This is a genomic window from Bernardetia aquimarina (genome assembly GCF_042180575.1).
GTDB lineage: Bacteria > Bacteroidota > Bacteroidia > Cytophagales > Bernardetiaceae > Bernardetia.
Map to the genome: position 1 here is coordinate 1,373,857 of NZ_CP170094.1, position 26,158 is coordinate 1,400,014.

Sequence of the window (26,158 nt, forward strand, 5' to 3'; positions counted from 1 at the left end):
ACAGATGTTGCTAGATTTAATCTTGCTTACTTCCTAATTTATTATTACAAACCCAAGCTATGTCCAATAAATTTATACTTTACCTACAGAACTGCTGTTCTAATTTTCCTAAAAAAAGGAATGCTATTCGTTTAGTACTACTCTTGTTTTTTATTAGTTTTTCTCATTTGTCTTATTCTCAATTTGACAGAACAAATCATCAAGCAGGCGAGCCAGAACCGTGTGCAACTGATATTATTCATCAGAGAAAAATGGCAGAAGATCCAGCCTATAGAGAAAACTATAAAAAGATGAACGATGATTTGAGAGAATATATTCAAAACACCCCAAATCAAAGAAGAGAAGGCGATTTGATTATTATTCCTTTGGTAGTACATATTATGCACACAGGAGGTGCAGTAGGTTCTATCTATAATCCAACTGATGCAAGAATTAATGATATGGTAGCCTACCTTAATCAAATGTACCGAAATCAAGCTCCTTTCAATACAGCAGGTGGCGTAGATGTAGAAATACAATTTGAATTAGCACAAAGAACGGAAAATTGTACAGCAACAACTGGAATAAATAGAGTAGATGCAAGTGGTGTAACAGGATATACAGCAAATGGTATTTCTACTGGAGGAGCAAATCCAGGTGTACCCGAAATACAAATTAAAGATTTAAGTCGTTGGTCAAATACAGAATACTATAATATTTGGATTGTAAATAAACTGAATGGCGCAGACGGAACAATAGGTTCATTTACAGCAGGTTATGCTTATTTCCCAGGTGCTGGTTCAGATGTAGATGGCACAGTCATGCTTGCTACACAAATAGATCCAGGAGAAATTACTCTTCCTCATGAAATTGGACATGCTTTGAGATTATCTCATACTTTTCAAGGAAGTGGAGGAGTAGGTGTTTGTCCTCCAAATGCAGATTGTGCCACACAAGGAGATTTTGTATGTGATACAGCTCCTCATGATGTTGATCATTTTCAGTGTACAACGAATGTATGTGATGCAGATTTGACAGTTTTGGAAAATACGATGTCATATTCGGGTTGTCAAGATAAATTTACATTAGGACAAAAAAATCGTATGCGTACAGCCTTAGAAACACAACGACCTGGGCTTATTTCTTCTTTAGGAAGTGAGCCACCTCCTGCTTCTTTAGCTGCCATTGCTTGTATTCCAACAACAGGCACACCTAGCTTTTCAGGAATGGAAAGGGTACGTTTTAATACTATTGATGTTACTTCTGGGGCAGCAGATGATGAAGGAAGTTATGTAGATAGAAGTTGTGTGCAAGGAACAACTGTTCTTGCAGGAAGTACACACGAACTAAGAGTTAATAGCTTTTTTACTAACTCTCATAAAGTAAGAGCTTATATTGATTATAATAATGACGGAGATTTTGCAGATGCAGGAGAAGAAATTTTAGTGTCTAATAGTGGCATAGAACACATTGCAAGTGTAGTCATTCCGACAACAGGAGTTCCATTTAATCAACCTTTACGTATGCGTGTAGTAGGCGATTTTCAAGGAAATACAGACCCTACTTCATGTACAGTTGATCAAGGACAAGCTGAAGATTTTTCAGTAATTATTGAAACAAATTTACCTTGTGATATAACAGCTATTACAGCAGGAACACAAACAGCTTGTGACCCAACTACCAATGAATATACTCAACAAGTAACCGTAACGTTTGCAAATGAACCTTCTAGTGGTAATTTAGTAGTAAACGGACAGGCATTTCCACTTACTACAAGTCCTCAAACAGTAACACTTACAGGGTTAAATTCTGATGGAGCAACCGTAGATGTAACAGCTACTTTTTCAGCAAACGGAACATGTCCATTTACAGAAACAGCTTTATTTACTGCACCAGCAGCTTGCGAACCTAGAATTACTTTAGGTACAATTACACCAACAACCTATTGTGCAGGAGAAACAATTAGTGTTCCTTATACAACAGGAGGAACATTTAATGCAGGAAATACTTTTACAGCACAATTATCATCAGCAGGAGGGAATTTTGTTGCTTCTATTGCAACTGGTACAGGAACAAGTCCGATAAGTATCACAATTCCGAACACAGCAGCAAATGGTACAGCTTATAAAATTCGTGTTTTTTCTTCTAGTCCTAGTCTTATTAGTGCTAATTCGTCAAACTTGACTATTAATGCACTTCCTTTAGATAGAACAATAATTGCAAATCCGAATACAGTAAATACAGGACAAAGTGCAAATATTGATATTGCAAACTCTCAAACAGGAGTAAGCTATCAATTACAAGATGTAACAGCAGGAAATACCAATGTAGGTACGCCAGTTGCAGGAACAGGAGGACTGATTTCTATTCCAACAGGAAACCTAACAGCTACGACAGACTTTAGAGTAATTGCAACAAATACAGCGACTTGTGAAAGAGTTTTAAATACTACAACGGTTACTGTTGTAGTTCCTTGTACAATTTCTGCAATTACAGAAGGATCGACTGGAACTTGTGATGCAACAACAAATCTTTACTCTAAGGATGTTACAGTTACTTACGTAGTGCCACCAGTAACAGGAGATTTAGTTGTCAATGGTCAAAACTTTCCTATTACTACAAGTCCTCAAACAGTAACACTTACAGGACTTATAGCCGACGGAAACTCTGTAGATATAACAGTTTCTTTTTCAGCCGATGCAGCTTGTACATTTACTCAAACGAATGCTTTTACTGCGCCTACACCTTGTAATATTCCGACCATTACTTTAGGAACAATTACACCAATAACTTACTGTCCAACAGCAACTATTAGTGTTCCTTTTACTTTTTCGGGTGCTTTTGGTGCAGGAAATACATTTACAGCTCAATTATCTGATGAAAATGGAAATTTTGTTATTCCTTTAGTTGAAAATACATTTAATAGTCCGATTTCCTTATTTATTCCTGCATCAGCAACACCTTCTACTAATTATAGAGTTCGTGTAATTGGTTCTGACCCTTTTACTACAAGTGCAGAATTTGATGTTACTGTTTTGCCTTTGCCATTGGATAGAACGATAATTGCAAACCCTGCTATTATCGCTTTAGGAGCTTCTTCAAATATAGAAATTCCTAATTCACAAACTACTGTAAACTACCAATTACAAGACGTTTCGAATAGTAATGCTAACATAGGCACACCACAAACAGGAACAGGAGGAACGCTTTCTATTCCAACAGGAAATTTAACTTCTACTACTGATTTTAGAGTAGTAGCAACAAATCCAGTAACAGGTTGTGAAAGAATTTTGAATACCGTAACTGTTACGATAAATGCCCCTGAAATAAATGTGGTAGGTAATTCTGTTTCTATTTTGAGTGGGGATATTACACCAAGTCTTGCAGATAATACTGATTTTGGAAGTCAGCTTACTTGTAATGGTTTTATTCGCAAAACATTTACTATCCAAAATACAGGAACTCTTGATTTAGATATCAGTAATATTTCTGTGACAGGAACTGATTTTACATTTCCTTTACCTACTTTTCCTTTGACTATTGCAGCAGGAAATAGTCAAGATATAGTTATTACTTTTGACCCATCTACTGATGGTAATCAAACTCAAACACTTACTATTTTGAGTAATGATAATGATGAAGCAACTTATACTTTTGATATAAAAGGACGAGGAGAACTAGATACACAAAACCCAACAATTACAGCACCTACAACTGTAACAGCAGATACAGATACAGGAATTTGTACGGCTTCTGGAGTCGCTTTAGGAACACCAACCGTAAATGATAATTGTGGAACACCAACTATTACAAATAATGCTCCTTTAGTTTTTCCAAGTGGAACTACAAATGTAGTTTGGACAGCAACCGATGCAGCAGGGAATACAGCTTCTGCTACTCAAATAGTAACTGTTACAGATAATGAAAATCCAACTATTACAGCACCTGCTGATGTAAATGTTAGTTGTCCTGATGATGTGGTTTTGGGAACACCTACTTCAAGTGATAATTGTGGAATTAATAGTACAACAAATGATGCGCCTACTGTTTTTCCAAATGGAGTTACGACAGTAGTTTGGACAGTTACAGATTTTGAAGGAAATACAGCCACAGCCTCACAAACTGTAACTGTAAATGATACCCAAGACCCTACTATTTCTACGCCAGCAGATATTTCTGTTGGTTGTCCTCAAAATGTAGTTTTAGTAGATCCTACAATAAGTGATAACTGTACAGGTGCAATTCTTACAAATGATGCTCCGACAGCTTTCCCACAAGGAACAACTACTGTAACTTGGACAGTCACCGATGCAGCAGGAAATACAGCCACTTCAACAAATACAGTAACAGTAAATGATGTAACCAATCCAACAATTACAGCTCCTTCAGACTTGACTTTGAGTTGTACTGATGCTGTAGTACTGGGAACACCAACAACAAACGATGATTGTGGAGTTGCAAGTGTTACGAATGATGCACCTATTGCACCAGCTACATATTCATTAGGAACTACAACAGTAACTTGGACAGTAACAGATAACTCTGGAAATACAGCTACGGCAACTCAAACAGTAACTATTTCAGATACAGAGAACCCAACTATTACAGCTCCTTTGAGTGTAGTCGTTTCTACTGATGCAGGAATTTGTACAGCTTCTAGTGTTGATTTAGGAACTCCTACAACAGCAGATAATTGTGGAGTTGCAACTGTTACTAATAATGCACCTTCTATTTTTCCATTAGGAAATACAGATGTAATTTGGACAGTAACGGATAATGCAGGAAATACAGCAACAGCTACACAACCTGTCTTGGTTTTGGATAGAATCAATCCAACAATGACAAATCCTGTTCCTGTAAATTTATTGACAGATATAGGAGCTTGTACAGCAACAAATAATCTTACTCCACCAACAACGAGTGATAATTGTACGATTGCAGATGTTACAAGTAATGCTCCTGCAAATTTCCCAATCGGAACTACAAATGTTCGTTGGACAGCAACCGACGGAGCAGGAAATACAGTAACCAAAACACAAGTTGTAAATGTAAGACGCAATCCTGCCTCTGTAACAGTAGCTATTTCATCGCCTGATACAGTTATTTGTACCAATGAAACTACTATTTTTGAAGCAACAGGCGCAACAAGTTATGTCTTTTATAGAAATGGCGTAGAAGTTTCGACAAGTTCTACGTATGAGCCACCAGTTGGAACATTCCAAAATGGCGACCAAGTTTGGGTTATTGGTCAGACTAATAGCTGCCCAGATACGACACGAAAAATGACTGTTATTGTAAATCCTTTGCCAGTTGTTGATTTAGGAGTTGATAGATTCAAATGTCAAAATGACACTGCAACTCTGACTGTTCCTGCAAATGCCGATTATATTTTTGATTGGAAAAAATTAGATGCAACAGGTACAGCCGTTTCGGTAGGAAATGGAAACAATACACTTTTAGCCCTTGATACAGGAACTTATTTTGTAAATGTTACTAATACAGTTACAGGATGTTCGAATACAAGTAATAGAGTAAAAGTCAGAAATTACGATGATAATGTAGTTGTTAATTTAGGTGCAGACAAAACCATTTGCGACCCTGCTGACTTGCCTTATCGTTTGGTAGGAAGTGATTTATCACACCTTGCAGGAACAACTTATGAATGGTATGTTGCAGGAACAAATACAATAATTGGTTCAGATTCAGTTCTTGATGTAACAGCAGAAAATACATATAGCGTTGTCGCTCAAGATCCACGAGGTTGTAGAATAAGTGATACCATTCGTATTAATTTTACTCCTACTCCAGATTTTGTAATTACAGGACATGAAAGCCCAAATTGTTCTACTTTTGATACGCTTCGTATTGAAAGAACGAATGTCAGAAATATGACAATTAATTGGTTTGGAAATGGCATTGTTTCTACTTCTGATTCTAATAAAGTAGCTATTGTAAATGTAAGTGGAATTTATACAGCTACCGTAATAGATAATAACACAGATGCAAATTGTACCTATTCTCAATCCGTTGAAGTATTTGTTCGTCCGAATATTGATTTAGGACTTTCTGCAACTAGCGATACACTTCGTCTTTGTGAAGGAGATTCATTAGTTTTAAATGCTTTCCGTCCAGAACACAATAATAATTTTAATTATCAATGGAGAATAATTGAAAGCAATCAAGTCGTTTCTACAAGTTCAAAAATTGCTATCAATTATGAAATGGTAAATAATTATATTTCAAATCGTTTTGAGGTAAAAGTAAGTGACCCAAATCTTACTGGTGGTGGAAGTTGTTCTGTTTTAGATACTGTAATTGTTCGTTTTGATAGAAAAACAGGAGTTCAGATTGATTCTACTTTCATAAAAACGTTATGTTTAGGTCAAACTCAAACACTTACAGCAACAGGCGCAGATGCTTATACTTGGAGTAATGGAGCAACCAGTTCAACCATTGAAGTTACACCAACAGAAGCAGGTTATTACACTTTTATTGTCAATGGCACTTTCAATTCTCCTAATCTTTGTGGAGCAAGTGCAGATACAATCAAATTTAGAGTAGTCAATGTTCCTGAATTATCTGTACCTGAAACGCTTGTTATTTGTGAAAACGATTCGGTAGAAGTAGATGCTTTCTTGCCTTCTCATCAGCCTCGTTATGTTTATGAATGGACAAACGAAACAACAGGAGAAATAATTGATACATTAGCTCTGCACGTTTTCAAACAAGATTCTGCGAATGTTACTTATCAACCTCAAACTTTCAAAGTAGGCGTTTATGATACGCTAGGTGGTGGACGTTGTGGAATAGAAAGTCTAATTACAGTTACTTTTTCAAGGTCTGCAACACCAACTATCACAGCATCAGATACGCTTGTTTGTGTAGGCGAACAAATCACACTTACAGCCGAAGGAGCAACTAATTTTACTTGGAACACAGGCGAAACAACGCAATCAATTACAGTTTCTTCCGATTCAGCAGGTGTATTTAGATATACTGTTTTGGGAAGTTATGGCGATGGCGAAAATGTATGTGATAGCTTAGGAACAAGTATTTTAGTTCAATTCAAAGGTGTTCCGACTATCAAACTTAATAAACCTGATACAGTCAGTATTTGTGTAGGTGATTCAATTCAGTTTATTGCAAGTGGTGGAGCTTCTTATTCGTGGTCGCACACTCCTACCGAAACAGGCGATACGGTTGTTGTTTATCCAACTGATACGACGATGTATGTGGTTACTGGTTTTGATACTTTAGGTTGTTCTTCTACTGATACTGTCGTTGTTTTGGCTCAACCTCAAATTGATTTGGGTGCAGACCAGCAACTTTGTAAAGGCGATACAACAATTATTGGTGCGCCTCGTCCTTTTGGAGCAGAATATTTATGGAGTACAGGAGCAACAAGTGATTCTATTACAGTTACTTTTGGTGGAAAATATTATGTAGAAGTAAAAATAAATGAATGTAGTTATACCGATTCGGTTACTATTTCATATATCAACCCACCTAAATTGACAGCAATAGACACTGTTCTTTGTTTTGAAGATGAAGAGTCAAAATTGATTTTCCACGAATTAGGAGTAAAAATTAGAAACTACGATTCTACGGCAAGATACCGTTATCAATGGCTAGATGAAACTGGCGAAATTGTAGGCGAAGATTCACTCTTGAAAACTAAATACGGTGGAAATTATTTAGTCAGAGTAACAGCAGAATACGAAACTTCTTGTAATGCAATGACGAGTTTGGTAATAAAGGCAAGCTGCGAACCCGAACTTTATATTCCAACAGCATTTACACCAAATAATGATGATTTTAATGATGAATGGGAACTTTTCGGACGTTATTATGCAAATCTTCGTATCAAAATTATTGACCGTTGGGGAATGATTATGCACGAATCTTATACTGAATCCTCGTCTGATGAAATTGAGTTTTGGAATGGACAGTACAAAGGAAAACAAGTTCCTGCTGGCGTTTATTATTACGAAATCACATATAATAGCCCTGCCGATAATAGCCAAACTATTAAACGCACAGGAACAGTTACTGTGATTTATTAATTTTTAAATTGATAATTTTATTAAAAATCTCTTTCTTGTTGAAAAATAAGGAAGAGATTTTTTACTTTTAAGGATTATTTTACCTACTTATTCTAATGAAAAAATACATAATTTTATTTTTGCTGTTTGCTGCTTCCTTAGTTTATAATCAAACATGGGGGATGATTGGTTTAGCAGATGAAACATATTACACACCTTATGGAAATGAAATAGATAATTGGACAGGAAATACTTTGAGAGCAGACGGAAAAGAACAATTAACAGGACTAGATACATGGTATTTTTATAAGGGTTTTATCATAGGAAAATGTAGCTGTTCACCTTCTTTTAATGATAGAATTAGAGCAGAAATAGATTTGGGTAATTATTTTGTTTTCAATGAAACTACCTATGAATCCCATTTTTTCGAAACAGAATTAGAATGGGATATTTTCTTAGAACAAAATAATTTAAAACCTATATTTTGGACACGATGGCATGATGGAGGAGATATGGGTAATATACTTTTCTTTATAGCTTTTTTACTAATATTCTATTTCTTTGTTTCTATTCCTCTTTTGATTTGGTTTTTTGTGAGTTTTTATAAAAGCATCAAAAAAGAAGGTTTTAAATTTAGTAATCCTTATTTTATTTCAATGATATGTTTATCATCTGTAATTTTTTTGATGTGGATTTTAGAACAATTCCCAAGTAGTATTTAATCTAAAAAAACGCTTATGAAAATCTACAAAACCTCTCTTCTTTTACTTCTAATTCTTTTCGCTTTTAATTCGTGCAGTAGAAAAAATCATTCTTATAGAATAGACAAAAATTCAGAATTCAAGTATGAATATGTTTTTTCATTTGACGATAAAAGTAAAGTAAAGACAGAAAAGAAGGAAACTACAAAAAGTAAAATAAGTGGTATTGTTTCAAATAAAAACGGTCAGGGAGAGTTTTATGTGTTGCAGATAATAAACTTAGAGGGTAATTTTGAAACAATGATAGATGTAGAATTAAATGGAAATTTTGAAATGGAAATTCCTAAAGGCAAATATAAAGCAAATGTAGAAAGTTATTATTCAGAACGTTTAGATTTCAAATTTGAAATAGAAGAAAATGAAGAACTTGTTTTTGACATTTATCTGAAAATGAAACCAGAATTAACCATCTATCAAATCAATTCTAAAAAGCCTCTTTCTAAAAACAGAGAAAAAATAAAAAACTGTATAAAAGAAAGCAGAAATAAAAAAGGAGGAAAACCTTGTTGGGAAAAGGATAAATATACTATTTCCATACAAATCTAATTCAATAAGTATAATCCTACTACGTAAACTTAAATAATTTTTTCCAACTCATCAGCAATTTTTCTATCATTTGAAAGGCGAGGAACTTTATTTTGTCCTCCTAATTTTCCAATAGATTTCATATACGTTTGAAAACCCTCAGCAGGAAGACAGCGAATAACTAATCTTTTCAAAATAGAACCTCTTATCAAATCATTGTAATAAGAATTCAATTCTTGTAATTTATTATCCAAGTCAGTTGCAAATTTCTCTAAATCATTCGGCTGGTTTTCAAAAGCTATAAACCATTCATGATATGGTAAACCTTCTTTGGGTGTAACTTGTGGCGCAACAGTAAACTCTGTCGTTCTTGTTTCTGGATGTTTGTCTAAAGCGAAACGCAATGCCTGTTCGACTTCACTTCCAATGACATGCTCTCCAAAAGCAGAAATAAAATGTTTTATTCTACCAGAAAAAATAATTTTATAAGGGTCTTTACTCACAAATTTGATGGTATCCCCAATGCTGTATCCCCAGAGTCCTGCATTACTATTCAAAATAAGTGCATAATTTTTATCTAATTCTACTTCCGAAATACTCAAACGAGGTGGATTTTCATCATAGAAATTTTCAGCAGGGATAAACTCAAAGAAAATCCCACTATTCAAAAGCAATAAAAGTGAATTGTCATGTTGAGAATTTTGGTAGGCAAAAAATCCTTCTGAAGCAGGAAATGTTTCGATAGAATCTATTTTTTCTCCAATAGATTCGTAAATTTTATTTCTGTAAGGTTCAAAATTAACCCCACCATAAACAAACAAATCAAAATTTGGAAAAATATCTTTTATCTGTTTTCCATCTGTTCGCTCATGCAAACGGTCAAAATACATTTGTACCCAAGGTGGAATCCCTGAAATCAAAGACATATCAGAATGAATGGTTTCATCAATGATTTTATCTAGTTTTTGCTCCCAATCTTCAATACAATTTGTTTGGTAAGAAGGTTTTTGATTTGTTCTTAGATAAGAAGGAACGTGATGATTTACAATTCCCGACAGCCTTCCCAACGGAATACCTGCTTTTTCCTCTAAAACAGGACTACCCGAAAGAAAAATCAAGCTCTTATCTAAAAACTGACTTTTTCCAGTTTCATTGATATAACACAAAAGCGCATCTCTAGCCGAATTGATATGATTTGGAATAGAATCTTTTGTAATCGGAATGTATTTTGTTCCTGATGTCGTTCCTGATGTTTTGGCAAAATACAATGGTTTTCCTTTCCAAAGAATATCTTGTTCTCCTTTCAAAATACGGTCAATATAAGAACGCAAATCTTCATAATCATTTATGGAAACATTCTTTTTGAAGTCTTCATAATTTTTGATATCGCCAAAGTTATGGTCTTTTCCAAAAGCTGTATTTTTTGCTTCAAAGACCAATTTCTGTAACCATTGATGTTGAATTTTTTCCGAATTTTGAATCCATTTTTTTTGCTGACTTACAATGTATGAAGCAAATGGACGAGAAAGAAGAGAACGAATCATAATTTGGTAATTATGTCGTTGGTGGAGACACCAACAACGGCAAGTCGATGTTAAGTTATTTTTTTCTGATAGTTTGGAAGTTATGAGCTATTTTTAATTTAAGCGTGGGTCAGTTGGATAGTTTGAATATATTTTATATTTCCCTCCCATTTCCTTCAAAATTGCACTCCAAAGGTCTTCAGGCTCATATTCAAACATAATTTTAGGATTTACTTTTGATATAATCCATGTATTATTTTCTAGTTCTGCTTCCAACTGTAACTCTGACCACCCACTATAACCCACAAAAAAACGACAATTTTCTTCTGTAATTTTCCCTTTTAAAGCAAGTTTTTGAAGGTCTTCAAAATCTCCTCCCCAAAAAATATCTTCTGAAATAGTGAGTGCTTCTTTGAATGAAGTAAGAGTATGCAAAAAGTGCATTGTGTGCTGATCAACAGGACCTCCTACAAATAATCTATTTTCAATTTCTAATAAATCAGTTGCTTCACTCACACTAATATCAGTTGGACGATTGACTACTAAGCCAAAAGCACCTTCTTCTGAATGTTGGCAAACTAATATGACAGTCCTGTCAAAATTTGGGTCATCTAATAAAGGTTCTGCTAACAAGAAAAAGCCTGCTTGTATAGCATTATCATCATTAAAAGGAGAGTCAAAAAATTGCATTGAAAGTGGATATTAGGGGTTATAAAAATGAAAGATTGAAAAATTAATTACTACAAATTAATAATGTTTTCTGTATATTTTAATTATTAACTATCATTTAATCTTGATAAAAATGGTTTACAATTTCTAAACGATTATTTACAAAACGAAGTAAAGGAACAAGTTGATTATCATTTGAACCATAATAATTTTGACCTATCATTACTTTTCCTTCTCTAAAGCGTTCTTGTTGTAATTGATTTTCAAAGTTTATTCCATATTTGTACATCGTTTTTCCAAAAAAGTAGAGCGATTCATAACCTACATAAGCATATTCCGAAGGCAAAAGATTTGTTTTGTTGATATATTTTTTGACAAATTCTTTATTTTTTAATGGACTAACATAATCGGTATAGATAAAAAACACAGACCTATCCATAAAATCATTCATATCAATTTGGTCAAATTTGAGCCAATCTTTATCTATAAAAAGAGGAATATCTACTCTGGAAGTTTTCAAAACACTAATTACAGATCCTGCCACAGCCAGTTCTGAACTTGCTACAAAAATATGAGCTGTTGTATCTCCTTCAGGTTTTTTGAATGTTTCGCCTTCTTTAAGTCTTGGAGGTTTGGAAGCAATCGGTTTTAATAGAGAATTTATTCTATTAAAAGTACTTTTTCCAGCACTCACTTTCTCAAACACCATTATTTTTCCTCCTTTTTCTTCTACAATTTTTTTATAAGCATAAGCTAAAGTAGAATCTTTACGAGAATCACCATAAATAATATAGGCTTTATCAGCATTCAAGGAGTCAAACGAATAGTCAGCAACTGCTTTTGCTTGTGTATAAAAACTAGGTTCGAAAAGATAGGTATTTCGTTTTCCTTCAATCAAATCAGGTGTATAAGAAAGTGGGTTTACCATATTTATACTGTTTTTTTGTGCAAAATCGGATACAATAGGAAATGTAGTAGGATATAAAGGACCAAAAAACATATCTATATTTTTCATGGCTGAAAGACCAACCAAACGCTTTACATTATTGGCATCATTTTCTGTATCAAAAGGCAATAAATTGATTATAATTCCTTCATTTTTTAAGTCTTCTTGTGCCACTTTCATTCCTTCATACAAATCTAAAAATGATTGCACTTCACGAGCCGAACTTTCATTTTGTAACCTAAAAGGAAGCATTACAGCTACATTATATTCTTTCTTTTTGACAACTTTATCTGATACTGCATTTTGCTTTTTTTGATAGGGAGATGTATAACCATAAGCAAACTCAATGTCTTTCAATAATTTTGTATCCTCTTCTGATGTTTCATTTTGCCCTGCTAATTTATCAGCTAGAGCTTCTGATAAAGCACGGTCTTTTGAGAATTTTTGATATAATAATTTTAATTCTGCAACAGATTTTTGAGGTAAAAATGCTCCTTTTAAATTTTGAACAGCTACACGCAATTTTGAACCTTTGATTTCATCTAGCCACGTCATGGCTTGTAAAGATTGGTCTTTTTCGAAAGCAATTACTCCACCTAAATAAAGCATTTCTTGATATTGGTCAGCGTGTAGGGAAGCATTTTTTGCTTTTGCTAAAAGCTCACTAATTTTGGTATAAGCTGTTGCAAGGTCACCTCCTTTATAGCTTGCCATGGAATAAAGATAACTAGCAGGATAAAAGAATCCATTATTAGGATTTTCTTGCATAGCCATAATTAGACTTTGGCGAGCTGCCGAATAATTTTTGTTAGAAAGTTCTGTTTTACCTTTTTGGTAATAACTCTGATAATCTACTTGAGCAAAAGAAGATAAAGGCGAAAAAATAAATAGCAAACTAGCTATTACACTTAAAAATAAAGTAAAACGCATGAAATAGTGATAAATGATAAGTGATAAATGGTAAGTGAAAATACAGAATTTCAATTACTGAATATAAAAAATAATAAGATACTGAAAGCTAAGAATTGCATATTAGGTAATAAATAGTATTCTCCAAAGAAATTAACTGGTTACTGGAGGTAGTTGATACGGTACAAATTTGCTTACATCTTGTCCATAACGATACAATTCTCTCACAATAGAAGAGCTGATAAAGGTATATTCAGGAGAAGTAATCAAAAAAACAGTTTCTATATCCGAATCTACGTGTTTATTGGCTTGAGAAATGGGTGTTTCATACTCAAAATCAGTCGTATTTCGAATGCCACGAAGAATAAATCTTGCACTATTTTTTTTTGCAAAGTGAGCTGTAAGTTCAGAATAGGCTTGTATTTCGATGTTTTCTTCGTCTTTGAAAGTTTCTTGTATCATTTTTTCCATTGTTTCTAAAGGAAAAAAACGTTTTTTTGTACTATTAAATCCAATAGAAATAATAATTTTATCAAAAAGATGAAGTCCACGTCTTACTACATCTTCATGTCCTTTTGTAAATGGGTCAAAAGAACCTGGGAAAATGGCAATGCGTGGAATATGTTTTGTTGGTGTATTATTTTCTTTCTCCATGATAATGTTGCTATTTGTGATTTATTATCATAAAACAGAGTTCAAAACTCTGTTCAATTCATAAAATTACATTGAATATAGATAATCTAATTGTTTATCTTTTATTTTAAAATCATCTAAAGTTAAGAATTCTTCCCAAAACGGATTTTGAGGTAAAGCTGCTACACAAATTATAGGTTCTTTTTTGACAGGATGAATAAAATTAATTCTTCGTGCATGAAGATTTATGTTGCCTTCTTCGTTAGGTTTTTTGTAGCCATATTTTATATCGCCACGAATAGGACAACCGATTGCAGCGAGCTGAACACGAATTTGATGAGGTCTGCCAGTCAGAGGCGTAACTTCCAATAAATGAAACATATTTAGTTTTCCAACATATCTATATTTCAATTCTGCTCGTTGTGCTTTTCCTTGTGGCTCATCGTAGGCTTGTGTAGTGTTTGTTTTTGGGTCTTTTTCAAGATAATGAATGAGTTTGTCTTCTTTATTAGGAGGTCTGCGTTTTACAACAGCCCAATATACTTTATTGATTTCTCGGTCTCTAAAAAGTTTGGACATACGTTCCAGTCCTTTTGAGGTTTTGGCAAGTACTACTACGCCACTCACAGGACGGTCAAGACGATGTACCAAACCACAAAAAATATTCCCTGGTTTGTCGTATTTTACTTTAATATATTCTTTTGCAACATCTACTAATGAATCATCGCCTGTATGGTCGCCTTGTGAAAGCAATCCTGCTGCTTTATTGACGATAAGTAAATGATTATCTTCGTAGATAACTCGGAACGGTTTTTCTGTAATTGCCATTTTACTCTGTTTCTTATTTAATATAAATTCACACAAAAATACAGATTATTTGTTTAAAAAAATGGATATACAAAAATTAGATTCTTTTAGTTTCTTCAAACAAAATAAAATCAGAGTAGTGCTTTTTTTAAAAAATTGAATATCAGCGACTTATGTTTTTCTTGTTTTTGCTTTAATAATAATGAATACGATTTACCATGAGCTAGAGTTCAAATATATATAAATCATTCATTACTATAAATAGATACTTAAAAACTGTTAGTGCAGCTATCTACAAAAAAAGCTGACAGAAGTGGTAATAGACTTCTGTCAGCTCTCATTTTGGCAATATTATGCAATTCATTGTTATTTAGTGTATCTATTCCTAAAATAGAATACTACATTTTTTCAGCTTAATTTAATTTTTAGTTTCCAAAAAAAGTAAACTGTTGTGATATTTATTATGACAAGAAACCAAAGGAGAGGGAAGGAGTAGAAACTTTGATAACTTCCCCCTTTAGGTATTTCTACCAATGGAACAGTAATTAAGGCATCTAGAACTAAGGCTGTAAGTGCCATAATAATGCCTATGATCATTCCATTTTCTTTATTGCCATTCTTGTAGAAAACAGATGCTCCAAACATTGCAAAAGGCACTAGTAAAATGCCCACTATTAATGCTTGTAAATACAACGAATCTTGTATTGAAGGGATAAACTCTAGTAAGGCAAATGACAGAAGTATGAGTCCCCAAACCATGCCACCTATGAAAATTGCTCGTAAATATTTCATTTTTTAATTTTTATTAGTTTGCATAGCTGGATTCCATATTCCTGTAGCTGCTGTTAATTTCGCATATTCTGAAAAGTCGGTTGCTTTCCTACCTAGTACTTTTTCAATATCAGAAGATATTGTTGCATTTCGTCCATCTAATACTTGCTCAAAAAGATAATTGACTAACCATATATGATCTTCAGGCAATTGAAAGCTCCTTAAAAGCTCTACGTTTTCTTCTAAAGTCAGAGGTTGAAACTGAATATTTCTGCCACAAGCACTTGATATTTCTGCTACAGCTTGGGGTATTGTTAGCAATCTTGGACCTGTCAATTCATAAATTTCTTCATTGTGCTTATCATCTATAATGGTTTGAACTACTACATCAGCTATATCGTTGGCATCGGTAAAAGGTTCCAAGGCTTTGGCTCTAGGCAAAGCCACATGTCCTACAAGAATAGGGTCAAGAAATAGGCTTTCGCTAAAATTTTGGTTGAACCAGCTTGCCCGAACGATAGTCCATTTTGGAGCAATATCCATTACTGCCTTTTCGCATCGTTGTGCTTCTTTTTCGCCTCTTCCAGACAGCAAGACTATTTTTTCTACCCCATTCTCAACAGCAAGAGTTGTAAACTGTTTAATAATTTCTAAGGCAGAAGGAATAGCTAAATCTGGCTGAAAAGTGATATACACAATTTCCATCCCTTGTAATACAGCTAACCAAGTATCCTGATTTTCCCAATCAAAAGCTGGTGTCTCGCTTCGTGAGCCAATGCGAATATTTGTATAACCTAAGTTGCGTAATCGATCAACAACTCTGCTTCCTGTTTTTCCTTTTCCTCCAAGAACTAAAATTTTTCTTTGTATCATAATTAAATTATTTTATTTGTGAATTAATGATAATACAAAGTTGGAAAAATTTCTTCTTTTACATTTGTTTCAAAAGCATTATGATTTGTTTAAGAGGAACTGTTGTTTAATTTCATTAGGTCGAACTCCAAACTTCCCCAAAAAAGCATTGGAAAATGAACTCAAACTATCATACCCTACATACCAAGCCACTTCCTGAACACTTTGGTGATTAGTACTTAACATTTCATAGGCTTTATTCAAACGCTCTTCTTGCAAAAATTTAAAAACAGGTATGCCAAAAAGCTCTTTAAAATTTTTCTTTAGTTTATTATTATTCAGTCCAATAAGTTTTGATAATTCACTCAATGAGGGGGGGGTAGAAATGTTATTCTCCATAATTTCTTTAGCCATAAATAGTTTGCTTTTTTCTTCATTCGTTAACCTATCTTTCTTATCGGTAGCAAGAAATGCAAAAAAATGCGAAAGTAACTCATTCACTTGGCTTTTTAAAAACATTCGCCTTGTGCTTCCTTTATAGGTAGTAGTCATAATTTTATACACAGCATTTTGCATATAAGGGGTCATGTAAAATCTTGGTCCTTCTACAAAGTCTTCTTTTGGACTAATTAATTCTGGCAAAAAATCATTAAAAATTTTCTGTTCTTCTTTAGATAAGGTATTTAGGTTTTTTAATTTTGAAAAAACACTAATAGATTGGAGAGGTTTGTTTGGTTCTATTTTATGAGAGAATTCTACTCTAGTATTTCCAAAAAAAGAAATAGCAATACCTGTTGTGTTTGTTACTATTTTAGTTTGATTTTGATGTTTTATTTCTAATTCTACATTGCCAGAGCTATAGAAAGCAAAACCTAGGGTCTCTCCCTCTATATCACACTTCTGAATGATAGTATTTTCGGCATTGGATTGTTCTATTAAAACAATAAAATTATTTATTTCTATAATATCTGTTGTCATTATTAAGTAATTTAATTATTAATATTCACTATACTTAGGGGGCTATTTCGTAAGAAATTGGATAGTACTATTCAAAATCTCCTCTGTTGTTTCTCGTATAATTGCTCACACTCACTTTTAATAAGTGAGTTAATAAATAATTGTCTCATTTGTAATATATTCTTCCTACTTCTCCTTCAATTCAATTTTAGAATTACTGTTTTCAAAAAGGTGTAAATAATCTTCTACTTTAAATATTCTACTATTGAACCTAGAAGTTCTGTTTCTACCTTCTTGTTGTCTTGTGATACTTCTAGCAAAACGTCTTATTTCTTCTTTTGTAGTCAGAATAATCCCTGGAATAGGCGTACTTTTTCCATTTTCATCTTTAGCCACCATTGTAAAATAAGAAGAATTACAATGTTTAGTTACTCCATTAATGACATTTTGAGAAACTACTTGCAGACCAACCACCATAGAAGTCCGTCCAGTAAAATTAATAGAGGCTTTCAGAGTAACCAACTCGCCGACTTCTATTGGATGCAAAAAATCAACTCTATTTACAGAAGCAGTTACACAATAATTTTCGGAATGTTTGGAAGCACAAGCAAAAGCAATTTGATCCATCAAATTTAGAATATGACCTCCATGAATTTTCCCACTAAAATTAGAATGAGAAGGCAGCATTAATTGTGTAATCGTTACTTTAGAGTCTTTGATGTGTTTGAATTTTTTGTTCATGTGTTTTTTTGAGCTTTAAAATGTATTTGTGTAAATGTAAATAAAGTAAAATTTTGCTTAAATCTAAATACCAAATAAAAATTTTGACTTCTTATCAACATGAGTGACATTTTAAAAAAGGCAAATTTTTGCCAAATTTTATTCTGTGTAAATGTCTTTTTTCCATAAAGTAGGGTTTGCAAATCCTACTTTATGGAAAACAGCAAACTATTATTTTGTCAAAAATTGGTCAATTTACAGAATTTGAAAAATGTCACTCATGTTGTCTTATAAGATGTATTTTTATGATTCAATTCATTTCCCTCTACTTTTCAATAACCTCAAATGCGAAATAATACCACCAAAATAACTCGTTTTGTTGGGATAAATTCCATTTTCTTCTAAGATTTTATACAAAATACGATTCAGTCTTGGATAATGAATGTGATGAATATTTGGAAAAAGATGATGAGCAATATGATTATTAAATCCTCCAAAAATAAAATTAGCAGGTTCACTAAAAGGGTGCATATCGTTTGAACTTTTGATTTGATTCATCAGCCAAGACGAATTTATAAAACCGTCTTTATCGGTTGTGGGATAATGTGTTGTTTCGACGTGATGCGTCATAAAAAATGTAAAAAGCAGAAAAAGCGACTGGCAACTGTGCATCAATAAAAATCCTGTAAAGACAAGTAGATAATTTTGCCCAGAAAAAGAAGAAAAAAGTAAGGGCAAAACTAAAATATAAGTCAGATAAAATACTTTTTGATACCAAAAAACAAAGTGATATGAAAAACCTTTGTTCCAATCCTTAGAAAAAAGAATCACAAAATCCTTTACAAAAATCCAAAAAAGGGAATATGTTGTGTAAGCAAAAGATGCATAAATATATTGAAAACGATGAAATGAATACCATTTACTTTCTGGAGTAACACGAATCAAACGAGAAATTTCTAAATCTGAATCATAGCCTTCTACATTTGGCGCAAAATGATGAGAATGAACATGACGTTTTTTCCAAGCTGCTGCATGTGCGCCTACAAGTGTGTAAATAGCCGTAAAACAGAAGTTATTCAGCTTTTTAGATTTAAAAACAGTATTGTGAGAAAAATCATGAGAGAAATTAAACGCAAAAAGTAGTGACACAAAACCAAAACTCACAAAGCAAATCAAAAATAGAATTGGATTTTGAACAATAAAAAGCAAACTATAAACGACAACCATCAAAGAAAAATAAACTAAAAATTTTATCACTAAAAAAACAGCAATTTTAGTTTTTTCAGATTTATCAAAGACTAATTCTTGATTGATTTTGGTGCAAATTTCTTTGAAAAGTTGATTGTCTTTTTCTACTTGAAGATGTTTTTGTTTCATAGTTTCAGAATGTAGCCGATAGCTTCCAAGCTATCGTTTTAAAAACTCAATAAATTATTTTTCTGACAGCTTGGAAGCTATCAGCTACTTTTATAAATTCAGTAGGAACGACATGTTTTTCCCTCCCCATTATTTTCAAAAAACGAAAGTGAGAAAGTAGAGATTTATGATAGGGCATTTCCATATAAGTTACGCCATGTTTTTTGGCTGTTTCTCTAAAAATAGGTAAGATTTTGAGGTAATGCACATGACAAACATGAGGTAAAAGGTGGTGCAAAGCGTGTGCATTAAATCCTCCTAATGTCCAGTTGAAAAAAGTACTTTCTGCATCATAATCTACCGAAGTACACATTTGCAGTTTTGCCCAGCTCATATTTACTTTTCCCTCTTTATCTGCCTTTGGATGCTGCACAAAATCAGAAAGGTGCGAAACTCCCAAAACACCAACAAACAAAATAGAAACCATAAAATGATTGAATAAAAAAGCTAAAAGTACCGTTTGCCATCCAAAATCAAGCAAATAAATAGGAAGCACAATCATATAACCGATATAGAAAAACTTGTAAAAAATGAGTTTTACGACTTCAATTTTCGGAATTTCTACTTTTATGGTTCGGCTAGAAAGATTAAAAAGCATTAGCGATTCACGAAACAAAAACCAATTCAGAGAATATAACAAGTACAAAAAAGGAGCATACAGAAATTGATATTTATGAAACCATTTCAATGGCTGTGTATCTGTCATTCTGAAAAGTGGATTGTGCAAAACATCAATATCACTTCCTTCAATATTTGTATAAAGATGATGCGACTCATTATGATTCTTTCCCCACACATACGCATTATTTCCCTGCAAATTGAAACTCAAAGAAAACAAAAAGTTATTCCAAAACTTACTTTTTACAGCTACATTGTGTGCTGCATCATGCGAAACATTAAAGGCTGTCAAAAGAACTGAAAGTCCCATAAGCAGATAAAAAGCATAAAAAGAAAATTCTGTTTTGCTCGTTATCATCAAATAATAAAACAAAATATCTAATCCGAAATAGAGAAAAATCTTGAAAAGCATTGTTTTATTTCCTGTTTTTTCAATTTTGTTTTCAGAAAAATAGTCGTTTACTCTTTCGTTGAGTTCACGATAAAAGTCTGTGCCTTCGTCGGTGGCAAATTTTAGTTTTTTCATAAGGAATGTAGCACACTCTTTAGAGTATGTTGGCTATTATGGAGTGTAGAGTAAAATATAATTTTTGAAATACAAATACATTGCACTCTAAAGAGTACATTACTTTTTCGCATCCTAAAGGATACGCTACTTTTTCACTCGTGTAAATCTCAAAAAAGGCTGATTATTAAAATCTCCACCCACATACAAAAGGTCGTCAGCAGGAGTTTCTCCAATAGCAATAAAGACATTAAAACTTTCAGCATCGCCCAAAGGGTCGCCATTTCGTTCTCTAAACCAAAAAATATGAGGATTACCACTCAAAACAGTCAAGAGATAAGGTTTATTTTCTGTATAAGTTTTTGTTTCAGATTTGATAGTAATATAACCAGCCGAATAAATGGTTTTGTCTTTCAAAAAACCTTGATACTTTGTAGGGATTTGCTCTAGAATGGTACTATCTTTTTTGAAAATCATTGTGTAGCCTTCTTGACGAGAAAACCATTCGCCTTCCATAGCAGAAGAAACAACATTTTCTTTGTCATTTATATATTTTAGAGAAATTGAATCTTGTTGAGCAAGGCTGTTGAAAGAAATAAAGCTACACACTAAAAATAGTAAAGTAGCTTTTTGAAATAGATTTTGCATTGCGTTTTGGTTTAAGTAGAAAAGAAATAATTTGTTCTACCGAAAAATACGCAAATAAAATACAAGAGTTGGGGAAAATGAGGAAAGGAAGATTACTCTTATTTTGAAAACTGACTTTTTAAATGTGTGAGGTTAAAACTCCTGTGGAAGTTCTGCCAAGCCATTAAAAATACGTTCCTTGAGTAGATTTATGATTCTTCTGTCTGTTCCTGTTCTGTTTTGTGCATACAGATTATATTCTTCCAAATCAAAATGTCCGATTATCATTCCTAATAACTGACTTTTAAATTTTATATCTTTTTGAAAAACGATATCAATATATTCTCGCTGTTTGGTAGCCGAAAGTCTGAAATAGGTTCTTTCACTTTCTTTTTTGCTACCTTTTTTTGATTCCTTTTCTGTGATATAATCCTTAAAAATAGCAAGTAAAATCTTATTTTGAAGTTTCAATATAGGACGCAAAGTAGCATTTTGAAAACGCTCTTCGCCACTCATTGTATCTACAATCAATGCAGCAGGAATCTGTGGGCGAATAGTTTTTTTTGGGGTAAGGTTTTGGTCTGACAATTTTTTTGAGGGTTAATTATGATGAGTTTGTACTATTTTTGGACTAGATTACTGTTTACTGACAACTACGGAAAACTTGAAAATAGGTGTATTTGTAGGGCAAAGACTTGCCTTTGACTTGTCAAGTAATTCAGAAAAAACGCAAATACAGTCAAAGGCAAGCCTTTAACCTACAAGGTAAATACTTTTCCGTAGTTATCAATGTTTAGTAATTTTTCTAGCTTTATATTCTTGTAGTAAATAAAATGTAAAAAGCACCCAAAAAAAGCCAAAAGAAATAGAATAATAATCCTTTGAAATCATTTTATTAAGAGCTAAAAAACTAATTATCCCTGCTGAAAAGAGCCAAAGAAATTTTAATATTGATAAAACTGAAAAATCATTCTTAGTAACAAAGCGAACTAAATAGGTAAAAGAAATTCCTAGTAGAGAAATCATCAGCATTATTCCTGCAAAAGGCCAGTGCATAATCTTGAAATTTACCCCTACAACTAATAAAATAAGTAGAGCTTTTATGATTTGCCAGTAGAATGTATCTTTTGTAGTTCCATTCTTGAAGATTAAATAGATTCCCCACCATTGAGTAAGGATAAAGCCTCCTTGTATTAAGTACTCGCCTTGTTCACTTAGTTTTTCTGTAAAGGTCAGTCCTGCGCCGATAAGACCTACTATGAACGAAGCAACAATAAAAATATAAATAATTTTGTCTTTCATATATCAAACAAGCATTTGAGCGAGTAAATAATCAGCTAAAAGTATAGCAATACAACTTGTAGTAACTGCTTTTGTACTTGACTCTCCCACTTCTAATGCGCCACCTCGTGTATAATACCCTTTGTAAGCAGAGATAGTAGTAACCAAAAAAGCAAAAACTACTGATTTGATAAGCATAAAACCAACATTAAACTCCACAAAATCTAATCGAATTCCATAAACATATTCTACCGAAGTTACTTGTCCTGTAAGTGTCGCAGCCAAATATCCACCTGTAATAGCTAAAAAAGCAGCCAAAATAACAAGTAAAGGATAAGTTACTAATCCTGCCAAAATTTTGGGGAATACTAAGTAAGAAGTAGCATTGATCCCCATTACTTCGATAGCATCAATTTGTTCTGTAATACGCATTGTTCCCAATCCACCAGCGATATTCGAACCTACTTTTCCTGCAAAAACAATAGCCGTAATTGTTGGAGCAAGTTCTAAAACAGTCATATCACGTACAATCGTACCAATAAGAGATTTAGGAATAAGAGGACTTACAAGGTTGTAAGCAGTTTGAACAGCCGTTACAGCACCAATAAATGTCGAAATGATTGTAACAATATATACCGAACTAATACCAATTCGCATACATTCTTCAACAAAAAGACGAACATAAACGTGCCAAGGTTCCATGTCTGTAACCGTTCGGCTCAAAAAAATCATATACTTACCAATACTTTTCATGTAGGATAGTTAGTTGAAAAAATGTGTGTTTTATCTTTGGTTGCGATACAAATTTATAAAAAATGCTTCATTTGAGAAACTAAGAAAAACGAACTTAAATTCCCCCAAACAAAGCATAAAACGTTTTCAAGTCAAAACAGTTTAGATAATTCTAATTTTTCTATTTTTTATTTGTGTTTTTATCAATCACTTTATCAACATTCCAACCGATATAAGGGTTGTAACCATTTAGATTTTTCTTGTACATTCCTTTTCCTTCTGGTTCGTACTGGCGTTTTTCTGGATGGTTTTTACACTCATCACTACATGCACCATCCATTTTTTCCAAACAAGGCTTGCAAATCGTTGTGTGGCGATTACATTTTGGATTGGCACAGTTTACCATATAATCACTTCGTTCTTTACAGACATAACAAGTACTTACCAAGGTTGGATTGATTTCATTTACATCAACGGCAACACGCTCATCAAAAACATAGCATTTTCCTTCAAAATCTTCTCCTCCTACTTCTTTTCCATATTTGATGATTCCTCCATGAAGCTGATATACGTCTTTAAAACCTTCTTTCATGAGCAAAGCAGTCGCTTTTTCACATTTTATTCCACCTGTGCAGTAGGTCAAAACTTTTTTGTCTTTATACTTTTGAAGTTCTTTTACTTTCTCAGGAAAATCTCTAAAATTCTCAATATCTAAGGTAACAGCATTTTTGAAGTGTCCCAAATTATGCTCATAATCCGAACGCACATCAAGAATAACGACATCTTCCATATCTTTAAGATTTTTGAATTCTTGTGGGGAAAGATGAGTTCCTGTTCCGTGATAGGGTTTTATGTCTGGAATACCTGCGTGAACAATTTCTTTTTTAAGACGAACATTTATTTTGCTAAATGTATTATGCTCTGAAGCATCAATTTTGAAATCAATGTCTTTAAAACGAGAATCACTTTCTAAAGCATCAATATATTTTTGACATGCTTCTGGAGTTCCACAGACTGTTCCGTTTAACCCTTCATCGGCTACAATAATTCTTCCCAAAAGTCCTGTTTTGATACAAAAAAGATGATGTTCTTCTTTAAACTTTTCTGGGTTTTCTATTGGAGTAAAGCAATAATATAAAAGGACACGATACGGAAAATGAGAATTTTCGACGTTGTTTACAGCAATTTCTTGCTTATTTTCTGTTGTTTTCATACCTAGTTCTTAGTTTCAGCTAAGTGGTAAAATAATTTTTAATGTTAGTAATTAAGCATAAATGAATACAATCACTATTTTTTGAATTGAGTTGCAAAGATACGAAGAAGTATAGAAATTTTATTTCATTTTCATTCCCCCATCACTTCCAAAATTGCATCTACATATTCTCTATCATTCGAAAGGCGTGGTACTTTGTGTTGTCCTCCTAATTTTCCTTTTGAGTGTAGCCATTTGTAAAATGTATTTGGCTCTGCAAAATGAACGGTTGGCATCACTAAAGCAATATTTGCATGTCTTTTGGCATCATAATCCGAATTTATTTCTCTTAGTTTTTCGTCTAAAGATTCCACAAAAAGAGTTTCATTTTCTGGATTTTTCTCAAATTCGATAATCCATTCGTGTCCTCCTTGTTTGTGATTTCCTTCTCCTTCGTCTTTTATATAAATCGGTGCTGCTGTATAATCTTTTAGTTTTGCGCCTGTTTTTTTACACGCATACGCCAACGCAATATCAGCATTTTCGACAACGACCTCTTCTCCAAAAGCATTGATAAAATGTTTTGTACGTCCTGTAATTCGTATTCTGAATGGACTAAGTGACGTAAATTTGATAACATCGCCAATATTATATCGCCAAAGACCCGAGTTTGTCGAAATAATCATTGCATATTTTTCATTCAATTTTACGTCTTGCAATGTTATTGTTTTTGGGTTTTCTTTGTCCCACTCATCCATCGGAATAAATTCATAATAAATTCCATAATCTAAAAGAAGCAATAAATCCTCGCTATTTTTTTGGTCTTGCAGTGCAAAAAATCCTTCGGAAGCATTATAAACCTCCATATAATTCATTTTATCAGAAGGAATAAGTTCTTTGAAAAGCTGACGGTAAGGCGTAAAAGAAACTGCTCCATGAAAAAAACATTCTAAGTTGGGCCAAACCTCCAAAATTGAATTTTTGCCTGTAACTTCCAGTATTTTTTTGATTAAAAAAAGTGTCCATGTCGGAACGCCTTGAATGCTTGTTACATTTTCTTTTGAGCTTGCTCGTGCCATCGCTTCCATTTTTTCTTCCCAGTTATCCATCAAGGCAATTTCCAAACTAGGCGTTCGGAGATATTCTGCCCACGCAGGTAAATGGTTCATAATCAGAGCCGAAACATCACCACAATTTTTTTCTCCTGTAACTGGATTTGGCTGCATACTTCCACCAACTCCCAAACCTTTTCCAGAAAAAAAGTTTGTATTTTCAGTATTACTCGCATAAATGGCAATCAAATCTTTTCCTGCGCCATAATGATTTTTGTCTAGTCCTTCTTCCGAAACAGGAATATATTTACTTCTTGCATTGGTCGTCCCAGAAGATTTTGAAAAACCAATAATGGGTTTATTCCAAAGCAAGTTTTGTTCTCCTTTCAGACTTCTTTCTATGTACGGATAAAATTCTTCATAACTAGAAACAGGAACATTTTTAATAAATTGTTCTTGATTTTTGATAGAAAAATAATCGTATTTTTTCCCCCAAACAGTATTTTTCCCTGAAGCAATTAAATACTTAAATACTTCTTCTTGCACCTGAAAAGGATTATTTTTGAAATTTTCTATTTTTTCCAAACGAGTAGAAAATATTTTTGTACCAATCCAATTAACAAATGACTTCATAAATTATA

20 protein-coding genes are annotated in these 26,158 nt (G+C 33.2%); 3 read left to right on the forward strand and 17 right to left on the reverse strand.

Going from position 1 to position 26,158, the window contains the following annotated elements:
• Positions 1-59: 59 nt before the first annotated feature.
• From ACE193_RS05750 to ACE193_RS05760, 3 genes are all read left to right on the forward strand, one after another.
• Positions 60-8,042: an HYR domain-containing protein gene (locus ACE193_RS05750; protein ID WP_375562050.1), complete on the forward strand. Its 7,983-nt coding sequence runs from the start codon at positions 60-62 to the stop codon at positions 8,040-8,042.
• Positions 8,043-8,137: 95 nt separating this feature from the next.
• Entirely contained in the window at positions 8,138-8,743 is a 606-nt protein-coding gene (locus ACE193_RS05755) for a hypothetical protein (protein WP_375562051.1), read from the forward strand.
• A gap of 15 nt (positions 8,744-8,758) precedes the next feature.
• A complete protein-coding gene (locus ACE193_RS05760; RefSeq protein WP_375562052.1) occupies positions 8,759-9,328 on the forward strand; it encodes a hypothetical protein in 570 nt (189 codons plus the stop codon).
• Between the two features lie 29 nt (positions 9,329-9,357).
• Here ACE193_RS05760 and ACE193_RS05765 read toward each other — a convergent pair whose 3' ends face one another.
• The 17 genes from ACE193_RS05765 to ACE193_RS05845 form a co-directional block, all read right to left on the reverse strand.
• The gene (locus ACE193_RS05765) at positions 9,358-10,851 is read right to left on the reverse strand and encodes a GH3 auxin-responsive promoter family protein (RefSeq protein WP_375562053.1); all 1,494 of its coding nucleotides are present in this window, start codon (positions 10,849-10,851) and stop codon (positions 9,358-9,360) included.
• Between the two features lie 93 nt (positions 10,852-10,944).
• Positions 10,945-11,520, reverse strand: coding sequence for a YqgE/AlgH family protein (locus ACE193_RS05770; RefSeq protein WP_375562054.1), 576 nt, complete (start codon positions 11,518-11,520; stop codon positions 10,945-10,947).
• 97 nt (positions 11,521-11,617) lie between these two features.
• Complete coding sequence (locus tag ACE193_RS05775) at positions 11,618-13,375, reverse strand: ABC transporter substrate-binding protein (protein ID WP_375562055.1); 1,758 nt, start codon at positions 13,373-13,375, stop codon at positions 11,618-11,620.
• A gap of 132 nt (positions 13,376-13,507) precedes the next feature.
• A complete protein-coding gene (coaD, locus tag ACE193_RS05780) occupies positions 13,508-14,008 on the reverse strand; it encodes a pantetheine-phosphate adenylyltransferase (RefSeq protein WP_375562056.1) in 501 nt (166 codons plus the stop codon).
• Between the two features lie 66 nt (positions 14,009-14,074).
• On the reverse strand, positions 14,075-14,815 hold the full coding sequence (locus tag ACE193_RS05785) for an RluA family pseudouridine synthase (protein WP_375562057.1): 741 nt from the start codon (positions 14,813-14,815) through the stop codon (positions 14,075-14,077).
• Between the two features lie 387 nt (positions 14,816-15,202).
• Positions 15,203-15,586 carry a DUF5367 family protein gene (locus ACE193_RS05790; RefSeq protein ID WP_375562058.1) on the reverse strand — a complete coding sequence of 128 codons (384 nt, stop codon included), beginning with the start codon at positions 15,584-15,586 and terminating at the stop codon, positions 15,203-15,205.
• Between the two features lie 3 nt (positions 15,587-15,589).
• Positions 15,590-16,438 (reverse strand): NmrA family transcriptional regulator, encoded by an 849-nt coding sequence (locus tag ACE193_RS05795; protein ID WP_375562059.1) that lies wholly within the window; start codon positions 16,436-16,438, stop codon positions 15,590-15,592.
• Positions 16,439-16,516: 78 nt separating this feature from the next.
• A complete protein-coding gene (locus ACE193_RS05800) occupies positions 16,517-17,395 on the reverse strand; it encodes a helix-turn-helix domain-containing protein (protein ID WP_375562060.1) in 879 nt (292 codons plus the stop codon).
• A 165-nt stretch (positions 17,396-17,560) separates the two neighbouring features.
• A complete protein-coding gene (locus tag ACE193_RS05805) occupies positions 17,561-18,115 on the reverse strand; it encodes an acyl-CoA thioesterase (protein ID WP_375562061.1) in 555 nt (184 codons plus the stop codon).
• A 294-nt stretch (positions 18,116-18,409) separates the two neighbouring features.
• Positions 18,410-19,471, reverse strand: coding sequence for a fatty acid desaturase family protein (locus tag ACE193_RS05810; RefSeq protein WP_375562062.1), 1,062 nt, complete (start codon positions 19,469-19,471; stop codon positions 18,410-18,412).
• A 46-nt stretch (positions 19,472-19,517) separates the two neighbouring features.
• Positions 19,518-20,654, reverse strand: coding sequence for a fatty acid desaturase family protein (locus ACE193_RS05815; RefSeq protein WP_375562063.1), 1,137 nt, complete (start codon positions 20,652-20,654; stop codon positions 19,518-19,520).
• 126 nt (positions 20,655-20,780) lie between these two features.
• Positions 20,781-21,281 carry a hypothetical protein gene (locus tag ACE193_RS05820; protein ID WP_375562064.1) on the reverse strand — a complete coding sequence of 167 codons (501 nt, stop codon included), beginning with the start codon at positions 21,279-21,281 and terminating at the stop codon, positions 20,781-20,783.
• A gap of 132 nt (positions 21,282-21,413) precedes the next feature.
• Entirely contained in the window at positions 21,414-21,848 is a 435-nt protein-coding gene (locus ACE193_RS05825; protein WP_375562065.1) for a hypothetical protein, read from the reverse strand.
• A 198-nt stretch (positions 21,849-22,046) separates the two neighbouring features.
• Positions 22,047-22,562: a hypothetical protein gene (locus ACE193_RS05830; protein WP_375562066.1), complete on the reverse strand. Its 516-nt coding sequence runs from the start codon at positions 22,560-22,562 to the stop codon at positions 22,047-22,049.
• A 3-nt stretch (positions 22,563-22,565) separates the two neighbouring features.
• Positions 22,566-23,294 carry an MlaE family ABC transporter permease gene (locus tag ACE193_RS05835; protein WP_375562067.1) on the reverse strand — a complete coding sequence of 243 codons (729 nt, stop codon included), beginning with the start codon at positions 23,292-23,294 and terminating at the stop codon, positions 22,566-22,568.
• Positions 23,295-23,454: 160 nt separating this feature from the next.
• Positions 23,455-24,486 (reverse strand): rhodanese-related sulfurtransferase, encoded by a 1,032-nt coding sequence (locus ACE193_RS05840; protein ID WP_375562068.1) that lies wholly within the window; start codon positions 24,484-24,486, stop codon positions 23,455-23,457.
• A 131-nt stretch (positions 24,487-24,617) separates the two neighbouring features.
• Entirely contained in the window at positions 24,618-26,150 is a 1,533-nt protein-coding gene (locus ACE193_RS05845) for a GH3 auxin-responsive promoter family protein (RefSeq protein WP_375562069.1), read from the reverse strand.
• Positions 26,151-26,158: the final 8 nt, after the last annotated feature.

Coding starts and splice junctions, on each gene's coding strand:
- ACE193_RS05785 (WP_375562057.1), bottom strand. CDS start 14,815: ATGGCAATTACAGAAAAACCGTTCCGAGTTATCTACGAAGATAATCAT.
- ACE193_RS05820 (WP_375562064.1), bottom strand. CDS start 21,281: ATGCAAAATCTATTTCAAAAAGCTACTTTACTATTTTTAGTGTGTAGC.
- ACE193_RS05775 (WP_375562055.1), bottom strand. CDS start 13,375: ATGCGTTTTACTTTATTTTTAAGTGTAATAGCTAGTTTGCTATTTATT.
- ACE193_RS05845 (WP_375562069.1), bottom strand. CDS start 26,150: ATGAAGTCATTTGTTAATTGGATTGGTACAAAAATATTTTCTACTCGT.
- ACE193_RS05750 (WP_375562050.1), top strand. CDS start 60: ATGTCCAATAAATTTATACTTTACCTACAGAACTGCTGTTCTAATTTT.
- ACE193_RS05840 (WP_375562068.1), bottom strand. CDS start 24,486: ATGAAAACAACAGAAAATAAGCAAGAAATTGCTGTAAACAACGTCGAA.
- ACE193_RS05765 (WP_375562053.1), bottom strand. CDS start 10,851: ATGATTCGTTCTCTTCTTTCTCGTCCATTTGCTTCATACATTGTAAGT.
- ACE193_RS05770 (WP_375562054.1), bottom strand. CDS start 11,520: ATGCAATTTTTTGACTCTCCTTTTAATGATGATAATGCTATACAAGCA.
- ACE193_RS05795 (WP_375562059.1), bottom strand. CDS start 16,438: ATGATACAAAGAAAAATTTTAGTTCTTGGAGGAAAAGGAAAAACAGGA.
- ACE193_RS05830 (WP_375562066.1), bottom strand. CDS start 22,562: ATGAAAGACAAAATTATTTATATTTTTATTGTTGCTTCGTTCATAGTA.
- ACE193_RS05760 (WP_375562052.1), top strand. CDS start 8,759: ATGAAAATCTACAAAACCTCTCTTCTTTTACTTCTAATTCTTTTCGCT.
- ACE193_RS05815 (WP_375562063.1), bottom strand. CDS start 20,654: ATGAAAAAACTAAAATTTGCCACCGACGAAGGCACAGACTTTTATCGT.
- ACE193_RS05800 (WP_375562060.1), bottom strand. CDS start 17,395: ATGACAACAGATATTATAGAAATAAATAATTTTATTGTTTTAATAGAA.
- ACE193_RS05835 (WP_375562067.1), bottom strand. CDS start 23,294: ATGAAAAGTATTGGTAAGTATATGATTTTTTTGAGCCGAACGGTTACA.
- ACE193_RS05790 (WP_375562058.1), bottom strand. CDS start 15,586: ATGAAATATTTACGAGCAATTTTCATAGGTGGCATGGTTTGGGGACTC.
- ACE193_RS05805 (WP_375562061.1), bottom strand. CDS start 18,115: ATGAACAAAAAATTCAAACACATCAAAGACTCTAAAGTAACGATTACA.
- ACE193_RS05755 (WP_375562051.1), top strand. CDS start 8,138: ATGAAAAAATACATAATTTTATTTTTGCTGTTTGCTGCTTCCTTAGTT.
- coaD (WP_375562056.1), bottom strand. CDS start 14,008: ATGGAGAAAGAAAATAATACACCAACAAAACATATTCCACGCATTGCC.
- ACE193_RS05810 (WP_375562062.1), bottom strand. CDS start 19,471: ATGAAACAAAAACATCTTCAAGTAGAAAAAGACAATCAACTTTTCAAA.